Origin of the sequence: Streptomyces sp. NPDC020884 (genome assembly GCF_044333935.1) — a bacterium.
Lineage (GTDB): Bacteria > Actinomycetota > Actinomycetes > Streptomycetales > Streptomycetaceae > Streptomyces.
Map to the genome: position 1 here is coordinate 317,762 of NZ_JBIRRY010000004.1, position 26,123 is coordinate 343,884.

The 26,123-nt window shown below is 72.2% G+C and carries 29 protein-coding genes and 1 riboswitch; of the genes, 18 read left to right on the forward strand and 11 right to left on the reverse strand.

The features are described from left to right. Nucleotides 1-48: 48 nt before the first annotated feature. Both ACH4UK_RS15605 and ACH4UK_RS15610 read left to right on the forward strand, forming a co-directional pair. On the forward strand, nt 49-657 hold the full coding sequence (locus ACH4UK_RS15605; protein WP_398356587.1) for a helix-turn-helix domain-containing protein: 609 nt from the start codon (nt 49-51) through the stop codon (nt 655-657). A gap of 30 nt (nt 658-687) precedes the next feature. Further along, on the forward strand, nt 688-861 hold the full coding sequence (locus ACH4UK_RS15610) for a DUF6126 family protein (RefSeq protein ID WP_398356588.1): 174 nt from the start codon (nt 688-690) through the stop codon (nt 859-861). 34 nt (nt 862-895) lie between these two features. On the opposite strand, the gene ACH4UK_RS15615 is transcribed toward ACH4UK_RS15610, so the two are convergent. Next, nucleotides 896-1,708, reverse strand: coding sequence for a tyrosine-protein phosphatase (locus ACH4UK_RS15615; protein ID WP_398356589.1), 813 nt, complete (start codon nt 1,706-1,708; stop codon nt 896-898). Between the two features lie 444 nt (nt 1,709-2,152). Beyond that, nucleotides 2,153-2,314: riboswitch (cyclic di-AMP (ydaO/yuaA leader) on the forward strand. 3 nt (nt 2,315-2,317) lie between these two features. On the opposite strand from ACH4UK_RS15615, the gene ACH4UK_RS15620 reads away from it, so the two are divergent. Both ACH4UK_RS15620 and ACH4UK_RS15625 read left to right on the forward strand, forming a co-directional pair. After that, a complete protein-coding gene (locus tag ACH4UK_RS15620; RefSeq protein WP_398356590.1) occupies nt 2,318-3,271 on the forward strand; it encodes a peptidoglycan DD-metalloendopeptidase family protein in 954 nt (317 codons plus the stop codon). Nucleotides 3,272-3,433: 162 nt separating this feature from the next. After that, a complete protein-coding gene (locus ACH4UK_RS15625) occupies nt 3,434-4,261 on the forward strand; it encodes an SGNH/GDSL hydrolase family protein (RefSeq protein ID WP_398356591.1) in 828 nt (275 codons plus the stop codon). Nucleotides 4,262-4,273: 12 nt separating this feature from the next. Here ACH4UK_RS15625 and ACH4UK_RS15630 read toward each other — a convergent pair whose 3' ends face one another. Genes ACH4UK_RS15630 through ACH4UK_RS15655 form a run of 6 tightly spaced genes read right to left on the reverse strand, consistent with a single transcriptional unit; the run spans nt 4,274 to nt 10,500 of the window. Continuing rightward, the gene (locus tag ACH4UK_RS15630; protein ID WP_398356592.1) at nt 4,274-5,191 is read right to left on the reverse strand and encodes an STM4011 family radical SAM protein; all 918 of its coding nucleotides are present in this window, start codon (nt 5,189-5,191) and stop codon (nt 4,274-4,276) included. Nucleotides 5,192-5,198: 7 nt separating this feature from the next. Further along, nucleotides 5,199-6,581, reverse strand: coding sequence for an STM4012 family radical SAM protein (locus ACH4UK_RS15635; RefSeq protein ID WP_398356593.1), 1,383 nt, complete (start codon nt 6,579-6,581; stop codon nt 5,199-5,201). Further along, the gene (locus tag ACH4UK_RS15640; RefSeq protein ID WP_398356594.1) at nt 6,578-7,399 is read right to left on the reverse strand and encodes an STM4013/SEN3800 family hydrolase; all 822 of its coding nucleotides are present in this window, start codon (nt 7,397-7,399) and stop codon (nt 6,578-6,580) included. Before ACH4UK_RS15640 ends, ACH4UK_RS15635 begins: the two co-directional genes overlap by 4 nt. 43 nt (nt 7,400-7,442) lie before the next feature. Continuing rightward, entirely contained in the window at nt 7,443-8,600 is a 1,158-nt protein-coding gene (locus ACH4UK_RS15645; RefSeq protein ID WP_398356595.1) for an STM4014 family protein, read from the reverse strand. Then, entirely contained in the window at nt 8,581-9,531 is a 951-nt protein-coding gene (locus ACH4UK_RS15650; protein ID WP_398356596.1) for an STM4015 family protein, read from the reverse strand. The genes ACH4UK_RS15645 and ACH4UK_RS15650 overlap by 20 nt, the downstream gene beginning before the upstream one ends. A 6-nt stretch (nt 9,532-9,537) precedes the next feature. Then, nucleotides 9,538-10,500, reverse strand: a complete 963-nt coding sequence (locus ACH4UK_RS15655) for an STM4015 family protein (RefSeq protein ID WP_398356597.1) — start codon at nt 10,498-10,500, stop codon at nt 9,538-9,540. Between the two features lie 175 nt (nt 10,501-10,675). Here ACH4UK_RS15655 and ACH4UK_RS15660 point away from each other — a divergent pair, with 175 nt between their 5' ends. Then, nucleotides 10,676-11,002: a hypothetical protein gene (locus ACH4UK_RS15660; protein ID WP_371627120.1), complete on the forward strand. Its 327-nt coding sequence runs from the start codon at nt 10,676-10,678 to the stop codon at nt 11,000-11,002. A 78-nt stretch (nt 11,003-11,080) separates the two neighbouring features. After that, nucleotides 11,081-12,082, forward strand: a complete 1,002-nt coding sequence (locus tag ACH4UK_RS15665; protein WP_398356598.1) for a DUF6745 domain-containing protein — start codon at nt 11,081-11,083, stop codon at nt 12,080-12,082. A 26-nt stretch (nt 12,083-12,108) separates the two neighbouring features. Here ACH4UK_RS15665 and ACH4UK_RS15670 read toward each other — a convergent pair whose 3' ends face one another. After that, entirely contained in the window at nt 12,109-12,735 is a 627-nt protein-coding gene (locus tag ACH4UK_RS15670; RefSeq protein WP_398356599.1) for a TetR/AcrR family transcriptional regulator, read from the reverse strand. 111 nt (nt 12,736-12,846) lie between these two features. Here ACH4UK_RS15670 and ACH4UK_RS15675 point away from each other — a divergent pair, with 111 nt between their 5' ends. Further along, nucleotides 12,847-13,287, forward strand: coding sequence for a PPOX class F420-dependent oxidoreductase (locus ACH4UK_RS15675; protein ID WP_398356600.1), 441 nt, complete (start codon nt 12,847-12,849; stop codon nt 13,285-13,287). A 102-nt stretch (nt 13,288-13,389) separates the two neighbouring features. After that, the gene (locus ACH4UK_RS15680) at nt 13,390-14,601 is read left to right on the forward strand and encodes an MBL fold metallo-hydrolase (protein ID WP_398356601.1); all 1,212 of its coding nucleotides are present in this window, start codon (nt 13,390-13,392) and stop codon (nt 14,599-14,601) included. A gap of 136 nt (nt 14,602-14,737) precedes the next feature. Here the strand turns inward: ACH4UK_RS15680 and ACH4UK_RS15685 are convergent, their stop codons facing one another. After that, nucleotides 14,738-15,235, reverse strand: a complete 498-nt coding sequence (locus tag ACH4UK_RS15685; RefSeq protein ID WP_398356602.1) for a hypothetical protein — start codon at nt 15,233-15,235, stop codon at nt 14,738-14,740. A 107-nt stretch (nt 15,236-15,342) separates the two neighbouring features. Between ACH4UK_RS15685 and ACH4UK_RS15690 the strand changes: the two genes are divergently transcribed. From ACH4UK_RS15690 to ACH4UK_RS15705, 4 genes are all read left to right on the forward strand, one after another. Further along, a complete protein-coding gene (locus tag ACH4UK_RS15690) occupies nt 15,343-15,810 on the forward strand; it encodes a hypothetical protein (RefSeq protein ID WP_398356603.1) in 468 nt (155 codons plus the stop codon). A 184-nt stretch (nt 15,811-15,994) separates the two neighbouring features. Continuing rightward, on the forward strand, nt 15,995-16,423 hold the full coding sequence (locus tag ACH4UK_RS15695; RefSeq protein ID WP_398356604.1) for a pyridoxamine 5'-phosphate oxidase family protein: 429 nt from the start codon (nt 15,995-15,997) through the stop codon (nt 16,421-16,423). A gap of 99 nt (nt 16,424-16,522) precedes the next feature. Further along, nucleotides 16,523-17,452: an oxidoreductase gene (locus ACH4UK_RS15700; RefSeq protein WP_398356605.1), complete on the forward strand. Its 930-nt coding sequence runs from the start codon at nt 16,523-16,525 to the stop codon at nt 17,450-17,452. Nucleotides 17,453-17,517: 65 nt separating this feature from the next. Continuing rightward, entirely contained in the window at nt 17,518-18,000 is a 483-nt protein-coding gene (locus ACH4UK_RS15705; RefSeq protein WP_398356606.1) for a nuclear transport factor 2 family protein, read from the forward strand. Nucleotides 18,001-18,075: 75 nt separating this feature from the next. Here the strand turns inward: ACH4UK_RS15705 and ACH4UK_RS15710 are convergent, their stop codons facing one another. Next, on the reverse strand, nt 18,076-19,521 hold the full coding sequence (locus tag ACH4UK_RS15710; protein ID WP_398356607.1) for a glyceraldehyde-3-phosphate dehydrogenase: 1,446 nt from the start codon (nt 19,519-19,521) through the stop codon (nt 18,076-18,078). A gap of 422 nt (nt 19,522-19,943) precedes the next feature. On the opposite strand from ACH4UK_RS15710, the gene ACH4UK_RS15715 reads away from it, so the two are divergent. From ACH4UK_RS15715 to ACH4UK_RS15735, 5 genes are read left to right on the forward strand one after another with little or no spacing between them, the layout of a single operon-like run. Continuing rightward, nucleotides 19,944-21,956 carry an ATP-binding protein gene (locus tag ACH4UK_RS15715; protein WP_398356608.1) on the forward strand — a complete coding sequence of 671 codons (2,013 nt, stop codon included), beginning with the start codon at nt 19,944-19,946 and terminating at the stop codon, nt 21,954-21,956. 5 nt (nt 21,957-21,961) lie between these two features. Beyond that, the gene (locus tag ACH4UK_RS15720; protein WP_398356609.1) at nt 21,962-22,396 is read left to right on the forward strand and encodes a roadblock/LC7 domain-containing protein; all 435 of its coding nucleotides are present in this window, start codon (nt 21,962-21,964) and stop codon (nt 22,394-22,396) included. A 2-nt stretch (nt 22,397-22,398) separates the two neighbouring features. Continuing rightward, entirely contained in the window at nt 22,399-22,770 is a 372-nt protein-coding gene (locus tag ACH4UK_RS15725) for a DUF742 domain-containing protein (protein WP_018955444.1), read from the forward strand. Beyond that, the gene (locus tag ACH4UK_RS15730; RefSeq protein ID WP_398356610.1) at nt 22,748-23,371 is read left to right on the forward strand and encodes a GTP-binding protein; all 624 of its coding nucleotides are present in this window, start codon (nt 22,748-22,750) and stop codon (nt 23,369-23,371) included. The genes ACH4UK_RS15725 and ACH4UK_RS15730 overlap by 23 nt, the downstream gene beginning before the upstream one ends. Beyond that, on the forward strand, nt 23,368-23,952 hold the full coding sequence (locus tag ACH4UK_RS15735) for a GAF domain-containing protein (RefSeq protein WP_398356611.1): 585 nt from the start codon (nt 23,368-23,370) through the stop codon (nt 23,950-23,952). The genes ACH4UK_RS15730 and ACH4UK_RS15735 overlap by 4 nt, the downstream gene beginning before the upstream one ends. A gap of 27 nt (nt 23,953-23,979) precedes the next feature. On the opposite strand, the gene ACH4UK_RS15740 is transcribed toward ACH4UK_RS15735, so the two are convergent. Beyond that, on the reverse strand, nt 23,980-25,002 hold the full coding sequence (locus ACH4UK_RS15740; protein ID WP_398356992.1) for a LacI family DNA-binding transcriptional regulator: 1,023 nt from the start codon (nt 25,000-25,002) through the stop codon (nt 23,980-23,982). Between the two features lie 257 nt (nt 25,003-25,259). On the opposite strand from ACH4UK_RS15740, the gene ACH4UK_RS15745 reads away from it, so the two are divergent. Further along, on the forward strand, nt 25,260-26,123 hold the full coding sequence (locus ACH4UK_RS15745) for an ABC transporter permease (RefSeq protein ID WP_398356612.1): 864 nt from the start codon (nt 25,260-25,262) through the stop codon (nt 26,121-26,123).

The window sequence follows — 26,123 nt, forward strand, 5'->3', positions numbered from 1 at the left end:
TGAGGCAAGTTATTTGCCTCAAAGGAAAGATCCTGGCCCAATGGAGCCATGAACCCCCCGGACGAAGGGGTGCCGGACGAGCTCCCCGGCGTCGCACCCCGACTGCGTGACCTGCGCCGCGACCGCGGCCTCACCCTGGAGACCGCCGCCCGCCGGGCCGGACTCTCCCCGGCCCATCTCTCCCGGCTGGAGACCGGCCGCCGGCAGCCCTCGCTGCCCATGCTGCTGGGGCTCGCCCGCATCTACGGTACGACGGTCTCCGAGCTCCTCGGCGAGCAGCCGCCCGAACGGGACGCGATCGTCCGCGGCGGCGGCTTCGAGGGGGCGGAGGCGGACGGCTGGATGTACCGGCAGGTCGGCGGCTCCGGCCGTGCGATGCAGGCGCTGCGGGTGCGCGTTCCCTACGGGGCCCAGGGCGACCTGGTCCGGGTCCATCCCGGCGAGGAGTGGCTGTACGTCCTGGAGGGACGGCTGCGGGTCGGGCTCGGCGACACCGTCCACGACCTCGAACCCGGCGACAGCGCCCACTTCGACTCGCTCACCCCGCACCGGATCGCGGCCGTCGACCGCGGCGGCGCGGAGCTGCTCTTCGTCCACACCCTGCTGCAGAGCCCCGCCGCCGAGCTCTGCCTCGGCAACGCCCTGCACCCGCGCTGACCGGCCGTGAGTCCGGCAGAGAGGACCGTCATGACCGATTCCGAGTATTACGACCCGCTGGGTCCCGGGCGTCGTGAGAACGAGGACACGCAGGAGAAGCGGATGCCGCGCGGCGTCGTGATCCGGCTGTTCGCCTATCTGGTGGCGGGCCACGTCATCGCGGGCTTCCTCTACCTGCTCTTCGTGGTGGCCGGAAGCAAGTGAGGGCCCGTCACCCGGCGCGCTGTCGCCGGCCGGATCAGCTCGGGTCGAGCAGGCGCTCGCGCAGCCGCTCCCGGGTCTCGGGGGAGACCTTCAGCCCCTGGGCCAGATAGCGGTCGGTCGTTCCCCAGTTCTCCTCGATGGCCGCGAACGCCGCCGCGAGGTAGGCGGCCTCCGCCCCGAAGAGCGGGTTCAGCAGCTCCGTCACCTCGGGAGACATCCCGACCTCGGACATATCGGTGCGCTTCACCTTGTACCGGCGGTGGGGATCGTTGGACTTGAGGTAGTCCGCCTCGATCGCCTCCGGCCCGACGCCGACCGCCAGCAGCGCGATCGCTATCGAGAGACCGGCCCGGTCCTTGCCCGCGGCGCAGTGCATCAGGGCCGGGACGCTGTCCTCGGCCAGGGCGTGCAGCACCCGGCTGTGTTCGGCGGTGCGGTCCTCGATCGTCGAGCGGTACATCCGGATCATGCGCTCGGTGCCCTTGCCGTGCGCGAGGATCGAGCGCAGCTGCTCGATGTTCCCGTCGCGCACCAGCCGCCAGAACTCCGCGCCGTCGGCCGGGTCCGAGAGTGGAATGCTGACATTGCGGACACCGGTCAGCTCGATGTCGTACCCGTCGAGCCGGTGGTCGGCGGAATTGCGGAAGTCGAAGATCGTGTGCAGTCCGAGCCCGCCGAGGAAGGCCGCGTCCTCGGCGGTGGCGTTCGCCAGATGTCCGCTGCGGTAGAGCCGGCCGAAAGCGGTGCGTCGCCCGTCCGTGGTGGGGAGCCCGCCCACGTCGCGGAAGTTGCGGACTCCGGCCAGCGCGGTCTCGGTCGGCGGGACCTGCGGCACCTGTTGCGTCACGGTGGCTCCTGGGATCTCTGGCGTCGGCGCGGCTCGCCGGCGAGGGCGCTCCCGTGACGATACGACATCGATTCGGCGGAAAATCATGATGGCCGCACGCCCCGGTGCGGAAAGCCTCCGGGGCTGGGCTGACCGGGCGTCAGAACAGTCGCCCACACCATGTCCGTATTGGTGCATTTCGCAGAACATGCCCCGCTAATGGGGGAGATGGGATTGCGAAGGTGAGCGGGATCATATCCGTGACGGACCGTGGTGAGCGCGCCCCCGCGTTATCCCGTTCCCCGTACGGAAATACAAGATCCGTAATCCACGGAGTGTGACGGGAAATGCGAAACGATATTGAATAGATGATTCCGGTACGCAACCGATGGCTTGTTCCGCTCGTCCTGGCTCGCTTACGGTCGCCGCAATCCGGACGGACCGCCTAATCCTGCCGCCGCCCGGAATTCGCACCCACCCACTCACGCGTGGCAGGAGCGGGGGAACCAGGTAAGCCGCCGATCCGGAGCGATCCGGACCGGCTCGGGGTGAAGTCGCCGCACGTGCGACCGGGCATCTCCAGCCCGAACCCGACAGCTCACCTCGCAGGCGCCGGAGAGGAACTTCCCCATGCCCGCACAGGGTAAGCACCGTCGTCCGAAGTCCGGCCCGATCTCCCGCGGCGTCCTCGCCGCAGGGACCGGCGGCGCCGCACTCGCCCTCCCGCTCATCGGCGCCACCGTCGCGAGCGCCGCGGACCAGGCCGCTCCGGCGGCGAAGCCCGCCGCCGCCTCGGTCGCCGCCGCGCACACCGCACCGGCCGCCCCCGCCGCGCCGAAGACCGCCCCGAAGACGTACGCCGTCGTCTCCGGCGACTACCTGTCGAAGATCGCGGCCGAGCACCGGCTCAAGGGCGGGTGGGAGAAGCTGTACCAGGACAACCGCTCCACCGTCGGCGAGAACCCCAGCCTGATCCACCCGGGCATGAAGCTGACCCTCGGCGCCAAGGGCTCCGCCCCGGCCGAGAAGTCCGCCGCTCCCAAGGCCGCCCCGAAGAAGGCCGAACCGGCCCCGAAGGCCGCGCCGAAGGAAGCCCCCAAGGGCGACACGATCTCCGCCGACGACTCCGAGGGCTCCGGCAGCTCCGCGCAGACCGGTTCCTCCGAGGCCACCGGCTCCGGCTGGTCGGCCCCGCTCGCCAGCGCCAACGTCACCACCCAGTACCGCGCTTCCGGCGCCAGTTGGTCCAGCGGCTACCACACCGGCTCGGACTTCCAGGCCGCCTCCGGCACCCCCGTCCTCGCCATCGGACCGGGCACCGTGGTCTCGGCCGGCAACAGCGGCTCGTACGGCAACGAGGTCGTCATCCAGCACGAGGACGGCATGTACTCCCAGTACGCCCACCAGTCCTCGCTCGACGTCTCGGTCGGTCAGACCGTCACCGGCGGCCAGCAGATCGGCCTCTCCGGCTCCACCGGCAACTCCACCGGCCCGCACCTGCACTTCGAGGTCCGCACCGGCCCGAGCTACGGCTCGGACGTCGACCCGATCGCGTACCTGCGTCAGCACGGCGTCTCCGTCTGACCGAGTGCGGCGAGAAGCAGGGAGAAGGGCGGTGCGCGGCGGCGCACCGCCCCTCTCTTTATTCCGGCTTTACCAAAAACTGACCGGGTGGTCTATCTCACCACCCGTCAACCCCGTATTACGGTCGCGTAGGTCACATCGGACGATGCAGGATAAGTCCTTGTGGCAGACGATTCGAGAAACAACCAGCAGCACACCATCGGGTCGTACGCGGCGATTGGCGACAGTTTCACCGAAGGCGTCGGCGACCCCGGCCCCGACGGGACCTTCGTCGGCTGGGCGGACCGCTTCGCGGTCCTCCTCGCCGACCGGCTCCCCGCCCCCGACGCGGCGGCCGGCCCCGAGGACTCCCCGCACGGTGACTTCCGCTACGCCAATCTCGCCGTACGCGGACGTCTCCTCGACCAGATCGTCGAGGAGCAGATCCCCCGCGCCAAGGAACTGGCCCCCGACCTGGTCAGCTTCTGCGCGGGCGGCAACGACATCATCCGGCCCGGCACCGACCCCGACGACCTCGCCGAGCGTTTCGAGCGGGCGGTCGCCGACCTGAGCAACGCCGTCGGCACGGTCATGGTCACCACCGGCTTCGACACCCGGGGCGTTCCGGTGCTGCGCCACATGCGCGGCAAGATCGCCACGTACAACGTCCATCTGCGGGCCATCGCCGACCGCTACCGGTGCCCCGTGCTGGACCTGTGGTCGCTCCGTTCGGTCCAGGACCGCCGGGCCTGGGACAACGACCGACTCCACCTGTCGCCCGAGGGCCACACCCGCGTCGCCCTGCGCGCCGCCCAGGTCCTCGGCCACGACGTGCCCGCCGAGCCCGACCAGCCCTGGCCGCCGCAGGCCCAGCGCACCCCCTTCGACGAACGGCGCGACAACATCCAGTGGGCCCGCGAATACCTCGTGCCCTGGATCGGCCGACGGCTGCGCGGCGAGTCCTCCGGCGACCACGTCGAGGCGAAGCGCCCGGACCTGCTGCCGCTGTAGCCGTCGTCGCGGTCACGGCTCCAGCAGGGGAAGCGCACGCCGGGACGGGCTCGACGCGACGAGCCCGTCCGGCGGCGTGCCCGCACCGGGCCCGGCCGGTATCCGCTCCAGGACACCGCCCGCGAACACGTCGTACAGCGGCAGCGACTCCAGATGCACATAGCCGATGTGGCAGTCGCACACGGCGAGCGGACAGGCCCGCGGGCCGAGCGCCCGGCGGTAGCTGCCGTCGTAGAGATTGCCCAGCTCGGCCTTGACGAAGTGACAGCGCCGCACCGTGCCGTCCCCGTCCACCGAGATCACCGACTCGCCCGTGCGACAGGGCAGCCCCGCCGAGCGGTGCGGATCACGGCTGTAGGGGAAGAGCGGATCCAGCTCCGTCCACCGGGCCGCCTCCTCGTCGGTGTACGTGTGGCCCTCGGCGGCGTTCACCCAGAGATAGACCTCCTGCGGCAGCGCCGCCCGCAGCCGCCGCGCCTCCGCCAGATGGGCCTCGAAACCCACCACCCCCACGCTGTAGCGGATCCCGAGCCCGGACAGCTCCCGGCACCGGCCGAGGAACCGCTCGTAGGGCGTCTGCCCCGGGTGGTACGTGCACCAGAGCGCGATCCGCTCCGGATGGGCGTCCGCCAGCCAGTCGGTGCGGCAGCTCAGGTTCGTCTGGATCGCCACCCGGCCGATGTGCGGCAGCCGCGACAGCTCGGTCAGCGCCCGCCGGTACCAGGAGCGCACCAGTCCCTCGCCCCAGGGAGTGAACAGCACGGACAGCCGGTCGCCGGTCTGCGCCGCCGCCCAGAGCGTGAACCGCTCCAGGGCCTCCCGGTCAGCCGTGAGCTGCGCGCGGCTGTCCCGCCGCTTGGCGAACGGGCAGTACGGACAGTCGTAGTCGCAGGAGGCGAGCGGGCCGCGGTAGAGAATCGTCAGGTCCATGTCCGCCTCACTTCCGCTCGTACGCGGACATCGCGGCCCGCACCCCGTGGGAGAACAGCGCCGGACCCAGCGCGTCGGAGTGGGCCAGACCCGCCGGGGACAGCCGCAGCAGGCCGTCCGGCGCCGCCGGGTCCAGCCAGCCCCGGTCCGCGAACCCCGCCAGCTCGGCGGGGAAGTCCGCGCGCGGATCCGTGCCGAACCGGGCCCGGTAGTCCGCCACCGGCAGCCCCGCCGCCTGGAGCAGCGACTGCAGCAGATGCCGACGACGCGCCTCCTCGGCGTCGACGTACCGGCCGACCTCGGCGCGGGAGAAGTCCTCGGTCGAGGTGAAGCGGTCGATGATCGACCGGATCTCCCGCATGTCCACCGCGTAGTCGAAGGAATAGTGCAGGGCCGCCGTGTACGACCGGGCCCCGCAGCCCAGGCCGATCATGCCGTCGGTCTGGCAGGCGTAGTCCTCCGGCCCGTCCTGCGACTCCCGCGGGGCGTCGGCGCGCCGGAACATCCGCATCGACACCTGCTCGTAGCCGTGCGCCAGCAGATGATCCCGGCCCACCGCGTACAGCCGCAGCCGCTGCTCGTCCCAGGCCGCCTGCTCCAGGGCCTCCGCCCGGCCCCCGGCCGCCGCGCCCAGGCGGTGCAGGCCGGTGAGCGGGCGGACGTACAGCGGATACAGATACAGCTCCTCCGGCCGCCAGGCCAGCGCCGCGTCCAGCGAGACGAGCCAGCTGCGCTCGGTCTGCCCGTCGATGCCGTAGATCAGGTCGACGTTCAGCACCGGGATCCGGGCCTCGCGGATCCGGCCGAGCGCCGCCTCCACATCGGCGCGGCGCTGCGGGCGGACCGCCGCCCGCGCCTCCTCGTCCACGAAGCTCTGCACACCGATGCTGATCCTGGTGGTGCCCCGTTCGGCCAGCACCGCCAGCCGGTCCGCCGTCGCCGTGGACGGGGAGGTCTCCACCGACAGCGGCACCGAGCGCAGGTCGGCACCCATCCGCTTCTCCGCTATGTCACAGAGCCGCTCCAGCTCCCCGGCGGTCAGGAACGTCGGCGTGCCGCCCCCGAACGCCGCCGCGGCGAACCGCACCGGCCCCTCGTCGCCCAGCGCCTCCCGGACGGCTGTGGCCTGCCTCTCCAGAGCGTCCAGATAGCGCGTCGTCAGCTCCTCGGGCGCGCCGATCCGGGTGAAGAGGTTGCAGAAGCCGCAGCGGACCTCGCAGAACGGTATGTGGAGGTAGAGGGACAGCGCGTCCTTCGGCTCCGCCGCCCACAGCGCCCGCAGTGACGGGCGGTCCGGCAGCGGCCGGTAGGCCGTCTTGTGCGGATAGGCGTAGACGTAACTCTCGTAGGGCCGGACGGCCGTGGCCGTTGCCGCGGTGCTGCTGGTCATCGGGCGTCCCCCGGATCGAGCGGGTCGAGGAAGAAGTGGGTGTACGGGACGGTCCAGACGGCCGGGTGGCCGAGCCGGTGCCCGGTGTAGCCGTCGTCGCCGTAGGCGGTGCCGTGGTCGGAACAGACGATGGCGAAGCACCGGCGCCGGCTGCTCGCCGCGGCGAAGAGCCGGCCGATGTGCCGGTCGACGTACTCCAGGGCCGCCGCGTGCGTGGCGCGGGAGTCGCCCGCCTCGGGGGTCGCCCCTGGCAGATGGAACCAGTTCGGCTGATGCAGTGCGGACACGTTGACGAAGAGGAACAGCCGCTGTTCCCGGGGGAGCGCCGCGACGACGTCCTCCGCGCGGGCGACCTGCTCCTCGAACGAGGTGGGCGAGGCGACGCCGAAGCCGGGCTCCCAGTGGCTCTCCTGGAACATCCCCGGCAGCACCGAACCCAACGGCCCCCGACCGTTGAAGAAGCCGACCCCGCCGACGCACACCGTGCGATACCCCTCGGCGGCCAGTCCCGACACCAGATCGGGGGTGTCGAACACGAACGTGCCGTCCGCCGTCGTCTCACTGCCCGCGAACCGCGCCGCGAACAGCCGCGGATGCGGCCCCGGGGCGGCGGGGGTCGGCAGGAACCCGGCGAACATCGCCTGGTGGGAGGCGTAGGTGAAGCTGCCCGGAGCATGCCGCTCCTCCCAGCGGCCGCCGGCCAGATGCCGGGCCAGGTTCGGGATGCGCCCGGCGGCCGCCAGCTCGACGGCGACGTCGTGGCGCAGGGTGTCCAGGGTGACGAGCAGCAGATCGTGGCTGCCCACGACCTCGCCCATATCGGGCCTGCCGGACCCCGAGGACTCGGGGGGCGCGGGAGGGTCAGGAAGCGGTGACGGCACGGTGGTTCCTTGCTCGGTCCAGTACGGCGGCGACCTGCGCCGCATAGGTGTCCAGGCCCTCGGCGCCGCTGCCCGACAGACCGGTCAGTCCGGGCAGCAGGTCGCCGAAGGCGTTGACCTCGCCGACGGCGAAACGCCGCCAGCCGGCCGTGGGCAGCAGATCGACGCCCACACAGGGCGTCCCGGGGAAGCAGGCCGCGGTCCGCTCGCACATCGCCAGCGCCTCGCGCCAGCAGCCGCCCGCCGCCGCCACGGCGGCCCGGACCTCGTCGAGGTCTCCGCGCGCGCCGCCGAGATGCAGATTGGTCATGGGGCTCGTGCTCGTCCGCACCACGGCGTGCGTCGCCCGGCCGCCGACCACCACGATCCGCAGATCCGCCGCCCGCCCCCGCTGGGACGCCTTCGGCAGCCAGCGCTCGATGTGCAGCCCGTCCGGGGCCAGCGCGTCCACGACCGCGCCGACCTCCCGTTCCGAGGTGTAGCGCCGGACCCGCAGCGAGTTGAACAGCCGCCCCTGCGCGTCCCGTTCCACCGAGGTGCTCGCCCGGACCCGGCCGGGACCGGCCGTCTCCACCGCCAGCACCCCGGAGGCGGAGGAGCCGTGCGCGAGCTTCACGAACGCCCGGGGCATCCGGTGCTCGCGCAGCAACTCCCGCACGTCGGACCAGCCGCGCACCGGGGCCGCCCCCGGGCCGGACGTCGGCGAGGCGGGCACGGGAACCCCCGCGCCGTCGAGAAGCCCGTGGCACAGCCGCTTGTCGAAGAGCACGGCGATGTCACCGGGGGAGCCCAGCACCTCGGCTCCGGCGGCCGACGCCGCGTCCGCCACCGCGGCCACCGCCGCGGTGAAGCCCGCGTACCACCGGGCGGAGCCCTCCACCCGGGTCGGGTCGTCGACCCCGCGCAGCAGCCGCTCCACCTCGGCGTCCTCGCCGGGCGAATCGATCCGCACGCTCTCGCCGGAACCGAACGCTGCCTCGCCGCGCAGCACCTGGAGCCAGGGCACGACCCGGGCCGCCGGCAGACCGGCGGAGCGCACGGCCTCCTGGAAGAAGGCGACCCGGCGGTTCTCCGGATTGCCGACGACCGCGAAACGCGGCACCGGGCCGCTCCCGGGGCTACTCACTGACCGCGACATAGCGCTCCGGTTCGTCGTCCGGGTCCGCGTAGTCCTCCTCGGCCTCGCCGCCCTCGACCCGGGCCGGGGCGCAGGCGGTCCTGATGCGGTCCAGCATCGGATCGGAGAGGTAGTGGTGGCGCAGGTCGAGCGTGGACAGGTGGTTCAGGGGCTGCCCGTTGAGCAGGGCCTCGCCGCCCGGGTCGCTCAGGGTGCCCATCGACAGCGCCAGGGTCTCCAGCTGGGCGACGACGGGGGCGGAGGCCACGGCGGTGGCGATCTCGTCCTGCAGCTCGCTGTTCTGCAGACCCAGATGGCGCAGCCGGGGGAACACGCCGCCCGACAGGACCGGCCGGATGTCCTCGACGGTGGCATCGCCCCCGTACCACGAGCTGCCGAACCACAGGTCCAGCCGCTCCAGCGCGGGCAGTTCGCTCGCGGCGACCGCCCGCACCACCTCGCCGGGCAGACCGCCGGACTCCAGGCGCAGCGACTTCAGCGCCGGATGGCGCAGCGGGCGCAGCCCCAGCCCCTCGTGGCCGCAGCCGCGCACGCCGAACTCCTCCAGCAGCGGGAGCGCTTCGAGCACCGGGGTGATGTCGCACATGCGCAGCCAGGACACCTCGCATTCCTCGCTCACCACATCGGCGAGGAACAGCGCGCGCAGCGCCGGGAAGCGGTCCGCATCGGCGACGATCAGGTCCATCACCGGGCCGAACGGCGTGTAGTCCTCATGCCACCAGGGCCCAATGACGAGAGCCCGGACCCCGGCCGTGTCGACCGTGTCCAGGAACTGCCGCCACAGGGCGGCGAAGTCCCTCTCCTCGTCGGAGTCGCACTCCAGCCGCCAGGCCACGCTGTCGGCGGCCGGCAGGGCCCCGGACGACAATGCCCCGGTGTGGACCGGCAGCCCGTGGAAGTCGTCGAAATGCTCGATGTCGATGTACGTCATGACGCCCTACTCCGAGACGGCGGTGTAACGGCCCTCGGCGCCCCCGTCGCCCCAGGGCTCGCTCTTCTCGGAGAGGTCGACCCGCACCCCGTGCGGCTCCAGGGCGGAACGCACCCGCTCCTCCATCGCCCCGGTGAGGAAGTGATGGTGGAGGTCGAGGGCCTCCAGATGGGTCAGCGGCTGGCCTTCGAGCAGCGCGGCCGCCCCCTCGTCCCCCAGCGTCCCGTTCGACAGGTCGAGAACCCGCAGCTGGGCGACGACCGGAGCCGAGGCTATGGCCGCGGCGATCTCGTTCTGCACCTCGCTGTTGCGCAGGCCCAGGTGGTACAGCCGGGGGAAACGGGTGCCGGAGAGCAGCGGAGCGAGGTCGGTGACGTCGGTGTTCCCCTCGTAGGCGGACACCCCGAGCCAGAGGTCCAGCCGCTCCAGCGCGGGCAGTTCACTGTCCAGCACACCGCGCACCACCTCGACGGGCAGTCCGCCCGCCTGGATCGTCAGCGACCGCAGCCGCTCGTGCTTCGTCGGCGGGAACAGCAGGTCCGTGCCGCCGCGCACCCCCAACTCCGTCAGCGCGGGGAAGGCTCCCAGCAGCGCCGTCACATCCGACTGTTCGATCCAGGTGATCTCGGCCTGCTCCGCCTCCAGGTCCCCGATGAACACCGCCTCCAGCGAGGTCAGCCGGTCGGCTGCGGCGATCACCAGGCCGATCGGCACGGAGGAGTTCTCCTCGTACGCCTCGCCCCACTGGCCGATGATCAGGGCGCGGACCCCGGCCGGGTCGACCGTGCCCAGGAAGTCGGCGAACTCCTCTTCCCAGGGCCGCTCCCGGCCGTCGTCGCCTCCGTACGGATCGACGGAGACGCGCCAGGCCACGGCGTCCGCGGCGGGCCGGGAGCCCTCGTCGGTCGTGTTCTGGAAGTCGACGGCCGGAAGGCCGCCGAACTCGTGCAGATGCTGCGCACCGTACATGGCCCTGAGCTCCTGATCCTGGGGACTGCTGATGTCCGCAAGGTTTATCAAGCCGCACTGACAACGCCGCGGCCGGGACCCCTCCACGGCCGCCGCCGGGGGCCGTTGTCAGACCCTGCCCGTAGCGTTTTTCGCAGGGTCGGCACAGCGGGTGCCGCGACGAGGGGAGACATCTGTGTACCGGCAGGGCGATGTACTGATCATGGAGCTGGAGGAGTCGGCGGTGCCCGCCCCCTTCCTGGAGGCTCCGGGCGAACTGCGCGACGGGCGGGGGCGGCTGGTGCTCGCCCTGGGTGAGGTCACCGGCCACGCGCACGCCGTGCAGGGCCCCGGCCGGCTGATCCGGGAAGCGGGTCCGTTCGGCCCGATGCTGCTCCATCTCCCCGAGGGCGGGCGGGTGGTGCACGAGGAGCACGCGGTGATCCCGCTCCCCAAGGGCTGGTTCCGCGTCGTGCGCCAGCGGGAGTACGCCCCCGGCGCGATCCGCATCGTCGCGGACTGACCGCAGCCGGCCAGATCGAACACGGACATGCAGACCGAGCAGAGCAGATCAGAGCAGAGCAGGGGACGGGGACAATCGATGAGTGACGCGACATCCTGGCGGAGCGTGGCGGCGGCGACCGGCCGGGCGGACCGGGCGGCGGCCGAGGCCGGTGTGCGGCGCGCCTACCGCACCGCAGGCCTGGCCGAGCCGGACCGGATCATCTGGGCCGCATCGCCCCGGGCCGCCGTCGAGACGGTGGAGAAGCTGGCCGACGCCGGACGGTCGGTGCGCGAGGAGGTCCGCACCCGCCCGTGGGCCGAGGAACGCCGCCGGATGTACGACGAGCTGGGCCCGGCGGGCTGGTCGGCGCTCTGGTCCGCCACCGGAGCCCAGCTCTGGGAGACGACGGCCGCGCTCGCCGAGCGGATACGGACCGGCGTCGTCGCCGACCTGGCGCCCCGGCCCGAGGACGAGGGGAGCGTGCGGCTGGTGCTCCTGGACGCCGTCCTCGGCCAGCACGACGCCGCCTGGCTCGCCGCCTTCGACGGGCGGGGCGACCGGCTGACGGGTCTCGCGGAGGTGGCCCGCAACGCCGGCTGGTGGTGGCCCTACGAGAACGCCGTGGTCATCAGCGAGCGGCCCGACGTCCTCCACCGCGACGAGGCGGGCCGGCTCGACCACGGCGAGGGACCGGCCCTTGCCTACGGGGACGGGTTCGCCCTGCACGCCTGGCGCGGCATGCCGGTTCCCGGCGCGTTCCTGGCCGAGCTGGCCTCCCTCACGCCCGAGCGGATCCGCGCCGAGGAGAACGCGGAGCTGCGCCGCGTGATGCTGGAGTACTACGGCTACGACCGGTATCTCACCGAGTCGGGAGCCGAGCCCGTCCACCGCGACGAGACGGGCATCCTCTGGCGCATCGCGCTCGACGGCGACGAGGACGTGGTGATGGTCGAGGTGGTCAACTCCACCCCCGAGCCGGACGGCACGCACCGTACCTACTGGCTGCGGGTGCCGCCCGCCACCCGGACCGCGAAGGACGGGGTCGCCTGGACGTTCGGACTGGAGGGGACGGCCTACGCACCGGTGCGCCAGACCTGAGGGCCGGGCGGTCAGTCGTCGGCCGGTCAGTCCACGGCCGACGAGCCGGTCAGGGCCGCGAGGCCGATGCCCAGCTCGCGGGCGAGCGCCTCGTCGGTCCACCGCAGCATGGTGGACCGGGAGAGCGGACCCGCGTACGAGGTCGTCTGCACCGCCATCCCGTCCAGCAGGGCCGTCAGCCGCCAGGCCGCCGACCGGGGATCCTCGCACCGGAACTCCCCGGCGGCGGCGCCCTCCTCGATGACCTGGGCCAACTCCGCCTTCCACCGCTGGTCCAGATCGCCCGCGACCTCACGCAGGACGGGGTCGCGCAGGGAGACCGCCCAGCCCTCGATCCACAGCCGCCAGCCCTTGGCCTGTCCGGTCGGCGCATACCACCGCACGGCCGCCCGCAGCCGGCGCACGGCGGTGGTGCGCCGGGCCAGCAGCCTGCGGAGATGGGCGAGGTCGGCCTCCGCCGCGTACGCGAACGCCGCCGCGACCAGCTTCTCCTTGGTCGAGAAGTGGTAGAGCACGAGTGCGTTGCTCACGCCCAGCACCGAGGCCACATCGGCGATCCGCACGGAGGAGACCCCGCGGACCTCGATCTGCTCCACCGCCGCGCGCAGCAGCTCCTCACGCCGCTCCGCAACGTTCAACCGGACTCTTGCCACCGAGCCACCTTAACCAACACGCCAGGTCAGCGATGGCGGGCGGCCGCCCGCCGTGACCGGGCGGGCGCGATGATCCGGAATCCTCGGACCGGCCCGGACGTTGGATTCTGCATGACGCGAATCGAACCGGCACAGGAAGCGCTGCTCCGCCTCGTCGGCGAGCACGACGGCGGTGTTCTGGTCACTCTGAAGCAGGACGGACGGCCCCAGCTGTCCAACGTCAATCACGCCTACTACCCCGAGGAACGGGCGATCCGCGTCTCGATCACCGAGGGCCGGGCCAAGACCCGCAACCTGCGCCGCGACCCCCGGGCGAGCTACCACGTCACCAGCGACGACCGCTGGGCCTGGACCGTCGTCGACGCGACCGCCGAGCTCACCCCGCCCGCCGCGGCGCCCGACGACGCCACCGTGGAAGCCCTCATCACCCTCTACCGGGACGTCAAGGGCGAGCACCCCGACTGGGACGACTACCGGCGGGCCATGGTCGAGGACCGCAGGGTGCTCCTCACCCTGCGCATCGACCACGTCTACGGGCAGCGGCGTGGCTGACGCCGCCACTGGCCCGATCGGCTGCCCCGTTCAGCATCCACTGGTCGCCCTGTCGTACAGCACGACCATAATGAGACGACACCGACTCCCTCAGGAGATGTTGTGACCGGCGCTGACTACTTGCTTCCGCTCCGTACGAAACTGCGCTCGATGCGCACCGAGTCCTTCGGGGCCGATCCGGCCGGAGCGCGGATGGAGCGCATCCGCCGCTCGCCCCATTTCGTCGACGGGGTGTTCCAGAACCCGGTGGGCGCCCGGACCAGGCCCTCCGGGTCCACCGTCGAGTTCGCCAAGATCTACTTCCAGAAGGAACAGCGGGCCCGCCGGACGCCGCGGGGCACCATCCCGGTCCACCCGACGACCCTCGCCGATCTGGCCGCACCGCCCGCCTCCGGTCTCCGGCTGACCTGGATGGGCCATTCCAGCGTGCTGGCGGAGATCGACGGCCGACGGATCCTGTTCGACCCGGTCTGGGGCGAGCGCTGTTCCCCGTTCCCGTTCGCCGGGCCCAAGCGCCTGCACCCCACTCCGCTGTCGCTGGCCGCGCTCGGACCCGTCGACGTGGTCGTGATCTCCCACGACCACTACGACCACCTCGACCTGCCGACGATCCGCGCCCTGGCCGGCACCGACACCGTCTTCGCCGTGCCGCTCGGCGTCGGGGCCCATCTGGAGCGCTGGGGCGTCCCCGCCGACCGGATGCACGAGCTCGACTGGAACGAGACCGCGACCGTCGCCGGCATCAGCCTCACGGCCACTCCCGCCCGTCACTTCTGCGGTCGCGGGCTGCGCAACCAGCAGCACACCCTCTGGGCGTCGTGGGCCGTCGTGGGCCCGGAGCACCGGATCTACCACAGCGGGGACACCGGCTATTTCCCCGGCTTCCGCGACATCGGGGCCGAGCACGGCCCCTTCGACGCCACCATGATCCAGATCGGTGCGTACTCGGAGTACTGGCCGGACATCCACATGACCCCCGCCGAGGGCATGCGCGCGCACCTGGACCTCCAGGGCGGCCGCCCGCACGGTGTGCTCCTGCCGATCCACTGGGGCACCTTCAACCTGGCGCCCCACGCCTGGGCCGAGCCGGGCGAGTGGACCAAGGACGCGGGCGAGGCGGCCGGGCAGTCGGTGGCGTTCCCCCGGCCGGGCGAACCGTTCGAGCCGGCCGGAGCCCTGCCCGTGGAGCCGTGGTGGCGGCCGCTGTCCACGTCGCTCGCCCGCCCGTGGCGCCTCACGGAGGAGCCGACCGCCCCCGGTCCCGGCCCCGCACCGGCGGCACGGGGCGATCTCGACCTCGCCGGGGAGCGCTGACCGCGAGCGGGACCCACGGCACGGGGCCGCCGCCGGTCCGCCCGGCGGCGGCCGCATCGCGGCTCGGCCCGGCCGGGACACCGCGGAGCACACGATCGCGTCCGGGCTCATGGCGGCGGCGGCCCGTCGGCCGGGCTCAGCAGCGGCCCTCCTCGACGGTGACGGAGAGGGTGACCGTGACGCTCTCCGTCGCCGCCTCGGGCTCCGGCGGCGACACGCTCAGACAGAACGTGGCGTCGACGTCCTTCGCGGTGACCTCGAACCGGTCGACGGAGCGGTCCGCGTCCTTGTCGTAGGGATCGTTCGCGTCGTCCACGTACACCCCGCCGCCGGACGAGGGGCCTTCGCCGCTCTCCTCCACCGCGTCGCGGATCAGGCTGTCGTAACCGCCGGTCCACGAGCTGAAGGTGTGCGGCTCCGACTCGATGTCCCGGACAGCCGCGTGGACCGCGTCGCGCAACTCGCCCTCGCTCCAGGCGGAACTCGCGAAGAGGTAGTAGAGACCTCCGGCGGCGAACAGCAGCGATCCGATGATGAGGCCTACGCCGATCGGATTGTTCGAGTTGTAGACATAGCGATTCGTTCCCCATTTAGAGCGGATGAATATCGGCTCGTCGTCATGACCCTTGCTCATGCCCGGGAGCCTAAGGGCTGTCCCGCGGTGGCTGCGGGCCCGCGATGTGCTTCCGACCCCGCCCGGGACGCAACGATCGGCGCCCGGCGCGCGTCTCATCGGGCGTGATGGATCTTCCTGAGTCCTCGAACCCTGTCGACCCCTCTGACGAGGACGAGAGCGTGCGTCCCGGCCCGCTGTGGCGCCATGCGCTGTGGGTGGCGGCCGTCACCGCCGCCGGGGTGGCGCTGGGATGGGTGGGTGCCCTGTTCCGGATCGGCCCCGAGGAGTACGGCATGCCGCCCGCCGCTCCGGGAGCGCTGTGGCCCTATCTGACCGCCTGGGCCGTGATCGGCCTGGTGCTGGCCGCCGTGCTGCGGTGCGTGGCGGCCAGGGTTCCGGTCTACTCCCCGGAGAAGGCCGCCATCGGTCTCATCCTGATCGGCACGCGTCTCTCCCTCGGCTGGCGTCCGGAGCCCCTGGAAGTCGGGGGCCTGGCAGCGGTCGGACTGCTGGTGGTGGCCCTCTGGTGCGTCGTCGCCCTGCGCGGAGCGGCGGTCGTACGACGGGCCGAGAACGCATCGAGCGCCGCCTGACCTGAGGGCCGTCCCCTCCCCGCCGGGCCCGACGGGGAGGGGACGGCCCTCAGGTCCCCCTGCGGTGGGCCGAGGGAACCTCGTACGACACGCCGCCCGCTCCGGCGTCGGTGCCGGGAGACACGCCCGGCCCGCGGGGCACACTGGGGCAGCCTCCCCCGAACCCCGTACGAAGGAGCATGCCGTGGCACTCACCCGTGAAGAGCGCGAACAGTTCCTCGCCGAACCCCATGTCGCCGCCCTGGCCGTCGCGTCGCCGGGCAGCGACCGGGCCCCGCTCAGCGTGCCCATCTGGTACCAGTACGCGCCGGGCGGCGAGGTGCGCATCCTCACCGGCCGCACCTCGCGCAAAGCCGGACTGATCGAGGCCGCGGGCCGGTTCACGCTGCTGGTCGACCGGCTGGAGCCGACCATCCGGTACGTGTCCGTCGAGGGGCCCGTCGTCGACACCCGGCCCGCCACGCGCGCGGATCTGGAGGAGGTCTCGGCGCGCTACCTCCCGGCCGAGAAGGTCGCCGGTTACGTGGACTTCGCCTGGGAGAACCACGGCGAGCAGGTGGTGATCACCCTGCGGCCCGAGCGCTGGGTCAGCTCGGACCTCGGCCAGGTCTGAGCCCCGGTCGTCCGGCCCACGCCGTGGCGTCCGCCTGCGCGGGGCCGTCCCGGCGGGCTTTCCGCGTGTGGCGGCGTCCGCACGGGGGAGGCGTGTCCCATGCACTCCTGGAATCTTCACGACATGCCCGACCTCAGCGGCACCACCGCCGTGGTCACCGGTGCCAACAGCGGCATCGGCGCGGTGACCGCTCTTGTCCTGGCCCGTTCGGGGGCCCGTACCGTCCTCGCCTGCCGGGACCCGGAGCGCGGCCGGCGCGCCGTGGACGCCGTCCGCCGCGCCGCCCCCGGCGCGGACGCGCGGCTCGTCCGCCTGGATCTGGCCGATCTGAGCAGTGTGGCCGAGGCGGCGGAGGCCATCGCGAAGGAGGTCGACGGGCGGCTCGACCTCCTGGTGAACAACGCCGGAGTGATGGCCCTGCCCCCACTCCGTACGGCGGACGGGTTCGAGATGCAGTTCGGCACCAACCACCTGGGCCATTTCGCCCTGACGATCGGACTGCTGCCCGTCCTCGGAGTCCGGGGCCCGGCGCGCGTGGTGACCCTCTCCTCAATCGGACACCGCATCGGCCACATCGACCTCGACGACCTCAATGCCGAGCGCGCGTACAGCAAGTGGCGGGCCTACGGCCAGTCCAAGCTCGCCAACCTGCTGTTCACCGGAGAGCTGGACCGGCGGGCCCGCGCCGCCGGCCGGGACCTGGTCGCGGTGGCGGCCCATCCCGGCCTGTCCGCAACGGAGTTGGGGCAGGCGGGGCCGCGTCTGGCCGGGCGGAACTGGGCCGCGAAGCTGGAGCGGACCTCGCGCCTGTACACCCAGCCCGCCTCCGTGGGGGCGCTGCCCGTTCTGTACGCGGCGACGCTGCCGGACGCCCCGGGCGGCTCCTACTACGGCCCCGCCCGCCTGGGCGAGACCCGGGGCGCCCCCGCACCCGCCCGGAAGTCGCGGCGAGCCCAGGACGCCACCATGGCGCGGGCGCTGTGGGACGCCTCGGCCCTCCTGACGGGGCTGGACGCCGACGCCGTGTGACGCGTCGTTCGGGGGCGTCGGAAAACAAGTCGTTCGGCCTTGGGGCGGGTTGGTAGGAAGGGGCGATGGACACCGACGCGCTGGATCCCCTGGACCGTCTGATCGCCGAGCGAGCCTGCGAGCGGCTGGTCGTCGAGTTCGTCCACAGGCTCGACCTCGGTGAACCGGGCACGGTGGCCGAGCTGTTCACCCCCGACGGGATCTGGGAGTGGGCCGAGGGGGACCGGAGGATCGAGGGCCGGGACGCCCTGCGCGCCTACTTCGGGGGCCGCCCCGCCGACCGGCTCTCGCGCCGGCTGTGCACCAACATCCTGGTGACCCCGACGTCCGCCTCGACGGCGACCGCGAGCACGTACTTCACGACGTACCGCGTCGACGGTCACACCGGCGGCATGGTGCCGCCGCGCCCTCCCACGCAGGTCGGGCACTACGAGGACACGTTCCGGGTGGTCGAGGGCCGGTGGCTCCTCGCCGCGCGGGCCCTGTTCCTCGACTTCGGCGGCCCGACCGAACGGCTGGAACCGGCGGACGTTCCGCGCCGGATGTAGGTCAGGAGAGACGCCCGGTGCCCGGCAGGAGGACCTGCCGGGCACCGGGCGACGTACCGGACGAGCGCGCCGGGGTCAGACCGCCGGGGCCGGGTAGGTCGGGTACTCCACCCCGGAAACGTGCTGGACGACCCGGATCACCTGGCACGAGTAGCCGAACTCGTTGTCGTACCAGAGGTAGAGGATCGCGTTGTCGCCGTCGACCTTGGTGGCGCCCGCGTCGACGATCGAGGCGTGGCGCGAGCCGATGAAGTCGCTGGAGACCGCGTCGGGCGCGCTGATGAAGTCGATCTGCCGCTTGAGCGGCGAGGCCAGCGACACGTTGCGGAGGTAGTCGAGGACCTCCTCGCGGGTGGTCTCGCGCTCCAGCCGCAGGCTGAGGATCGCGATCGAGACGTCCGGCACCGGGACGCGGATCGAACTGCCGGTGATCGGCGCGTCGAGCTCGGGCAGCGCCTTCGCCACGGCCGAGGCGGCCCCGGTCTCGGTGATGACCATGTTGAGCGCCGCCGAACGGCCGCGACGGTCCGAGTCGTGGTAATTGTCCAGCAGGTTCTGGTCGTTGGTGTAGGAGTGGACCGTCTCCACATGCCCGCGCAGAACGCCGTACTCGTCCGCCATCGCCTTCAGCGGCGGCACGATCGCGTTGGTCGTGCAGGACGCGCAGGACAGGATCCGCTCGTCCGGCTTGACCGTGTCGTGGTTGACGCCGTGCACGATGTTCGGGACGTCGCCCTTGCCCGGCGCGGTGAGCACGACCTTGGCGATGCCCGCTTGGAGGTGCTTGGAGAGGCCCTCGCGGTCGCGCCACCGGCCGGTGTTGTCGATCAGGATGGCGTCCTTGATGCCGTACGCCGTGTAGTCGACCGTCGTCGGGTCGTCGGAGTAGATCACCTTGATCTCGTTGCCGTTGGCGATGATCTTGCTGTTCGCCTCGTCGACGGTGATCGTGCCCTGGAACTGGCCATGGATGGAGTCGCGCCGCAGCAGCGAGGCGCGCTTGACGATGTCCTGGCCGGAGCCCTTGCGGACGACGATGGCCCGCAGGCGCAGGCCGTTGCCCGAGCCGGCCTTCTCGATGAGCAGCCGGGCCAGGAGCCGGCCGATGCGGCCGAAGCCGTACAGCACGACGTCACGCGATTCGCGGCGCTCGATCTTGTTGGCGCCCGTCGCCCCGGCGACGGCCTCGGCGGTGAACTCCTCGACCGAGAGTCCGTGCCCGCCGGCCCGGTACGTCGCGGCCAGCATGCCTATGTCGATCTGGGAGGGGCCGAGGTCGAGCGTCGTCAGGGCCCGCAGGAACGGCATCGTCTCGGTGACCGAGAGTTCCTCACCGGCGATCTGCCGGGCGAAGCGGTGGGTCTTGAGGATGCTGACCACCGACTTGTTCACCAGGGAGCGGCTGTGCAGCAGGACGTTGACGTCCTGCTCGCGGTGCAGCTTCCCGATGATCGGGATCATCGACTCCGCGATCTCCTCGCGGTGCATCCAGTTGGTGAACGAGTCGTCATTGACAGTCACAAGTTTATCTTTCGAGCTAGGCGGCGCTCATATGGTAACCGGCCGCCTTCGTGCCCCTTCGGGCGGTGCCCTACCTGCGGGTAAACCCGGATTCGACACCGGTTGGGCGGGCCCGGCGCGCGCGAAGTGTCCAGCATGCGGGCAGCCGCCGATGGCGGGGAACGATTCGGGGTCAAGGCGGTGTAATCGGGCGCGCGTGCGAGAGGTCATACCAGAGTGGGACGGATGGCGGGCAAGTTCGACAACTGCCCGTCGCGCATACGTCATTGACGACTACCGTGTGTGCCCGGTGATCAACGGTGGGCTCATAACTTTCGGGCCTGCCCGACCGATGACCCGAGCCTGACCGACCACCGTAGGGGCCACCTCATGGACGCCGGCACGACCGCCGATCCCCGGTGCCCCCTGTACCGAGGACGCTGATGTCTCAACTTCGCGCACCCGACGCGCGACCGGACCGCCGTGAGGGCGGGCGGCACGGCCGCCCCGGCACGCGCGCCCACTCGGCCACGAGCAGGCCGCGCGCCGCACAGCCTTCCCTCGACGCCCGCATCCGCCCCCAGCTGCTGCGGACCGCGCTGCTCCCGGCCGTCGCCGCTGTGCTCAGCGGCGCCGCGGCCGTCATCTTCACCGTCCGCGCCGGAGCCGTCGGCTCCTCGCCCAGCCTCTGGGCCGCGCTCGGTGGATCCGGCGCCCTGGCCGTCGCCGCCGTCGCCGCCGCCTACCTCGGCGCCAACCGCGTCGCCGGCCAGGTGCTCGACCGGGCCCTCGCGCTCCGCCGCGCCAGCGCCCAGGGCCAGGCCGAACTGCAACGGGTGGTGGAACAGCTCCGCGGCGGGGAAGCCGTCGCCGAGCGGCGGCCCGCGCAGCCACCCCCGCCCGGGGCCGACGCCTTCGACCTGCTCGGGCAGGAGATGGCGCGGGCCCAGGAAGCCGCCGTCGCCGCCGTCGTCCAGGCGTCCCAGCTCTTCAGCAGCACCGGCAACGAACAGAAGGTCGAGGTCTTCGTCAACCTCGCGCGACGGCTGCAATCCCTCGTCCACCGCGAGATCCAGATCCTCGACGAGCTGGAGCACGAGGTCGAGGACCCCGACCTCCTCAAGGGCCTCTTCCACGTCGACCACCTCGCCACCCGGATCCGCCGCCACGCGGAGAACCTCGCCGTCCTCGGCGGGGCCGTGTCCAGGCGGCAGTGGAGCAACCCGGTCACCATGACCGAGGTGCTCCGCTCGGCCATCGCCGAGGTCGAGCAGTACCCCCGGGTCAAGCTGGTCCCGCCGATGGACGGCACCCTGCGCGGCCACGCCGTCGCCGACGTGATCCACCTGCTGGCCGAGCTGGTCGAGAACGCCACGGTGTTCTCCGCCCCGCACACCCAGGTGCTGCTGCGCGTCCAGCACGTCACCGCCGGGCTCGCCCTGGAGGTCGAGGACCGCGGCCTGGGGATGCCCGACCACGAGCAGAAGCGGATGAACGCCCTGCTCTCCGACCCCGACCAGGTCAACGTCGCCCACCTGCTCCAGGACGGCCGGATCGGCCTGTTCGTCGTCTCGGCCCTGGCCCGCCGCCACGGCATCGCCGTCCGCCTCCAGAGCAACATCTACGGCGGTACGCAGGCGGTGCTGGTCCTCCCGCAGTCGCTGCTCGGCACCGACCCCGACGCCCCGCCGTCGTCCGACGCCGTGCCCGTGCCGCCCCCCGGCGCCGTGCACCGGCCCCCCGTCGAGGCCGGGACCCCCGCCCCCGCGCAGCAGAGCGGAACGACCGGGCCGGCGGTTCAGGCCCAGGCGTCCACGGGCGGCGCGCACCCGATGCCCGGCCACCCGCGGAACGGCCGCCCGCAGCCGCCGGCGGACGGGGCCCCGCCCCTTCCGCTGCGCGCCGAGCGCATCGACCGCCCCACACCGCCCGCCTCCTCTCCCGAGCGCGTCGACCTGCCCGCACCGGCCGCCCGCGAGCGCGAGGAGAGCCCGGCCCCGCCCCCCTCCCGTCCCGTCCTGCCCAAGCGGACGAACCAGGAGCACCTCGTACCGCAGCTGCGGGAAGCACCCGTCCCGCGCGTCGAGGACGAGCACGCCCTGCACGACCCGGGTCTCATGGCGGCCTTCCGGCGCGGCGTCGACCTCGCCGAGGCCCGGACCGCCCAGGAGGAGGGCCCCGACGGCGGATACGCGGTCCCCGGTGGCCCGGTCCCCGGCGGGCAGACCGCGCTGGACGCCCCCCTGGAGTCCCTCTCGCCCCTTCCGGTACGCGGAGGAGCCACCGCCCCGCCCGACCGTCCCGCCCCGGCCCGGGAGCCGCGGCCGGACCACGCCCTGCCCGCGGGCGGCCTGCCCGTACCGGACAGCTACCCGCCCGACGCGTATCCGCCCGATCTCTTCCTGCCGGGTCAGGCCGTCCCGGAACCCCGAAAAGACACCACCTTCAAGGAGTAGACACCATGACGAGCGACATGCCGTCCGGTCAGGTCTCGGACCTGGACTGGCTGCTGAGCGGACTGGTCCAACGCGTGCCGTACACGCGCAGCGCGGTCCTGCTCTCCGCCGACGGGCTGGTGAAATCCGTGCACGGCATGGATCCCGACAGCGCCGACCACATGGCCGCCCTGGCCGCCGGCCTGTACTCGCTGGGCCGCAGCGCCGGGGCCCGCTTCGGGGACAACGGGGACGTCCGGCAGGTGGTCGTCGAACTGGACTCCACGCTCCTGTTCGTCTCCACCGCCGGATCCGGCACCTGTCTCGCCGTCCTCTCCGGGCGCGAGGCGGACGCCGCGGTGCTCGGCTACGAGATGGCGATGCTGGTCAAGAGCGTCCGCCCCTATCTGACGACCCCGCTGCGGCAGCCGGCCGGGGCGCCGTTCACTCCGGGGCTCTGAGCATGCCGGCCCCGCAGGACGGGCCCCTGCTCGACGACGCGGCCGGCCGGCTGATCCGCCCGTACACGATCAGCAACGGCCGCACCCGGCCGTCCACCGCGTTCGACCTGCTCTCCCTGATCATGGCCACGGGCATCGAGCCGGACATCCCGCTCGGTCCGGAACACACCGTGGCCCTCGGAATGTGCGAAGGGCCGATGTCCGTCGCCGAGATCGCCGCACACCTCCGGCTGCCCGCGGTCGTCGCCAAGGTCATCCTCTCCGACCTGGTCGCCTGCGGCGCGGTCACCGCGCACGCTCCCGCCTTCCAAGACATGCCCACCGACCGATCCCTGCTGGAGGCAGTGCTCGATGGTTTACGACGACAGCTCTGACCGCACCGGAACCTCCGAGTTCTTTCCCGTCGCCCTCAAGGTCCTGGTCGCCGGCGGATTCGGCGTCGGCAAGACGACGTTCGTGGGCGCCGTCAGCGAGATCGCCCCGCTGAGCACGGAGGAACTGCTCACCCAGGTCAGTGTGGGGACGGACAACCTGGAGGGCGTCGAGTCCAAGACGGCCACCACGGTCGCCATGGACTTCGGCCGCATCACCCTCTCCGAGCAGCACGTGCTCTATCTGTTCGGCACGCCGGGCCAGGAGCGCTTCTGGTTCATGTGGGACGAGCTCTCCCAGGGCGCGCTCGGAGCCGTCGTGCTGGCCGACACCCGCCGCCTCGCCGAGTGCTTCGGCGCGGTCGACTTCTTCGAACGCCGCGGCATCGGATTCATCGTCGCCGTCAACGAGTTCGACGGCGCCTACCGCTACGAGCCGGACGAGGTCCGCGCCGCGCTCGACCTCGGACCCGAGGTGCCCGTCGTCCTGTGCGACGCCCGGATCGCCAGCTCCGGCACCGGCGCCCTCGTCACGCTCGTACAACACCTCATCAACGCCACCACGGCGCCCGCCCCACTGCAGACCTTCGGAGCCCACCCGTGACATCCTTCGCCACCGGCCGGATGCTCCTGACGCCCACCGACCGGCACGGCCCGGCCCGCGCACAGCGGCTGCGCAAGCTGGATCTCGGCGAACGCCCCGACGCCTCCTTCGACGACTTCGACGCCTTCGCCGACAAGGTGGCCGAAGTCACCGCCACCCCCTTCTCGATGGTCAACTTCATCGACGAGAACCGGCAGTTCTTCGCGGGGCTGCACACTCCGACGGGCAACCGCGGTGGCCAGGACCTCGGTTCGGCCGCGGCGGGCAGCCATCGCAGCAGCCGGTACATGGCCCGCGACCACGGCTACTGCCCGCACGTCCTCGTACGGCGCAAGGCCCTCGTCCTGGACGACGTGTGCGACTACCCGCGCTTCGCGGGCAATCCGGTGGTGGACGACATAGGCATCCGCTCCTACCTCGGGGCGCCGCTGATCGACCGCACCGGCGTCGCGCTGGGCACCGTCTGCGCCGTCGACACCGTGCCGCGCCCCTGGGGGCGGGCCGGGCTCGACACCATCAAGTCGCTCGCCCATGAACTCGTCCGCCAGATCGACCACCGGGAGGACCCCCACCCCCTCTGACGCGCCCCTGCGCCGGCGGTGCGTTTCTCAACTCCCGGGCGGGGCGCCGGTGCTGCCCCGCAGGACCACATTCCCCTCGATCCGCAGCACCCGGGAGCGCCCCGCCCCCGACGGTGTCCGCAGGGCGAGGGCGATCACCTGCTCGCCCATCTCCGTGAGCGGCAGCGCCACCGTGGTCAGCGGCGGTGACACCTCCCGTACGACGGGGATGTCGTCGAACCCCGCCAGCGACATGTCCTCGGGGACGCGAACGCCGGCCTCCCGCAGCGCGGCGAGCGCGCCGACGGCCATCACATCGGTCACCGCGAACAGACAGGTCGGCCGTGGCCCCCCGGCGGCCAGCAGCTGCCGTGTCGCCGCGTGCCCGCCCTCGCGGGTGAACGCGCCCCGCACCACCCGCTCCAGGGTGATCCCCGCCCCGGCGAGCCCCTCGCGGAACCCCGCCAACCGGTCGGCCACCGTGGTCAGTTCGGGGGGCCCGCTGAGCACCGCGAAGTCCCGGTGCCCCAGCGCCACCAGCGAGGCCGCGAGCGCCGCCGCCCCGGCCCGGTTCTCCGGCTGCACGGTGTCCACCCGCATGCTCCGGTGCCGGCTGACCACCGCGACCCGCCCGCCCGCCCGGACGTACGGATCCAGCTCCGCGTCCATCGCCCGCTCCCAGGCCCGGTCCTGGAAGCCGGAGCCGATCAGCAGGATCGCCCGCGCCCGCTGGGCCCGCAGCATCGAGACGTACGCGATCTCCCGGGCCGGTTCGCGGAAGGTGGAGGCGAGCATCACCAGCAGGTCCTGCTCGGCGGCCGCGCGCATCACCCCGCCGGCGATGCCCGCGAAATAGGGGTCGCCGACGTCGTGGCAGATCAGACCCACCGTACGGTTGCCCTCGGGGCTCGCGAGGGCCTGGGCGTGGGCGTTGGGGATGTAGCCGAGGAGGTCGGCGGCCGCGCGGACCCGGCCGCGCAGATCGTCGCGGACCCGGGTGGTGCCGTTGAGCGCACGGGACGCGGTGGCGAGCGAGACGCCCGCCTCGCGCGCCACCGCGTCCAGCGTCACATGGGCGGCGGGGGCCCGTCGTCGCGTATCGGGGTGGACCGGTGTTTCCCGTTCACTCAACTCGACCCCCAGGGGTGCGGTGGTGGCAGGGCCCCGAAACTTCGGGACGACCTCTTGACCGTGCGAGGGAGCAGTCATTAGCGTGGCGGCACCTTACCAGAAAGCGCTTTCTGAAAGCGCCTTCACGGTACGGGTCCGCAGCATCGCAGCATTGCCCAGCTCTCCACAACTACCCGCGAAGTACCAGGGAGTTCACCGTGAGCCAGAGCGCTTTGGCCAAGCGCCCCGCCGATGTGGCAGGGGTCGCTCGCAGGGACGGCCCCACGACCGGGGAGCGGCTCGCCCGCGCGGCGGAGCAGAGCTGGCGGCCCGTCGCCCTGCTGCTGGTCGCCCTGGTGGTCTGGTGGGCGATCGCGGCCGCCGAGCTGATCGAGCCCTATCTCGTGCCGTCGCCCGGTGCGACGCTCGACGTCCTGACCTCGAAGACCGGGTACCTCTGGCAGCACACCTGGGTGACGACGTACGAGACGCTTCTCGGCTTCGTCATCGCGGTCGCCGTCGGTGTGCTCGCCGCGGTCGTGATGGTCTACTCCTCGACGGTGGAGCGCACGCTCTACCCGATCCTGCTCTTCGCCCAGGTCGTGCCGAAGATCGCCATCGCCCCGCTGTTCGTGGTGTGGCTCGGGTTCGGCATCGCCCCCAAGATCCTGATCGCCGTGCTCATCGCCTTCTTCCCGGTGGTGATCTCGATGGTCACCGGGCTCAAGGCCGTGGACCCGGAGATGCTCCAACTGTCCGCCACCATGGGGGCGAAGCCCTGGCAGACCTTCGTGAAGATCCGGTTCCCCGCGTCTCTTCCGCACCTGTTCTCCGGACTGAAGGTGGCCGTCACCCTCGCGGTGACCGGCGCGGTCGTCGGGGAGTTCGTCGGGGCGAACGAGGGGCTCGGCTACGTCATCCTCCAGGCCAACGGCAACCTCGACACCCCGATGCTCTTCGCGGGGCTTCTGGTGATGTCGCTGATCGGCGTCGTGCTCTTCGTCGTCGTCGAGATCGCCGAGAAGCTGCTCCTGCCGTGGCACGCCAGCCGCCGGGAGTCCTCGGCTACCACCACGTTCTGA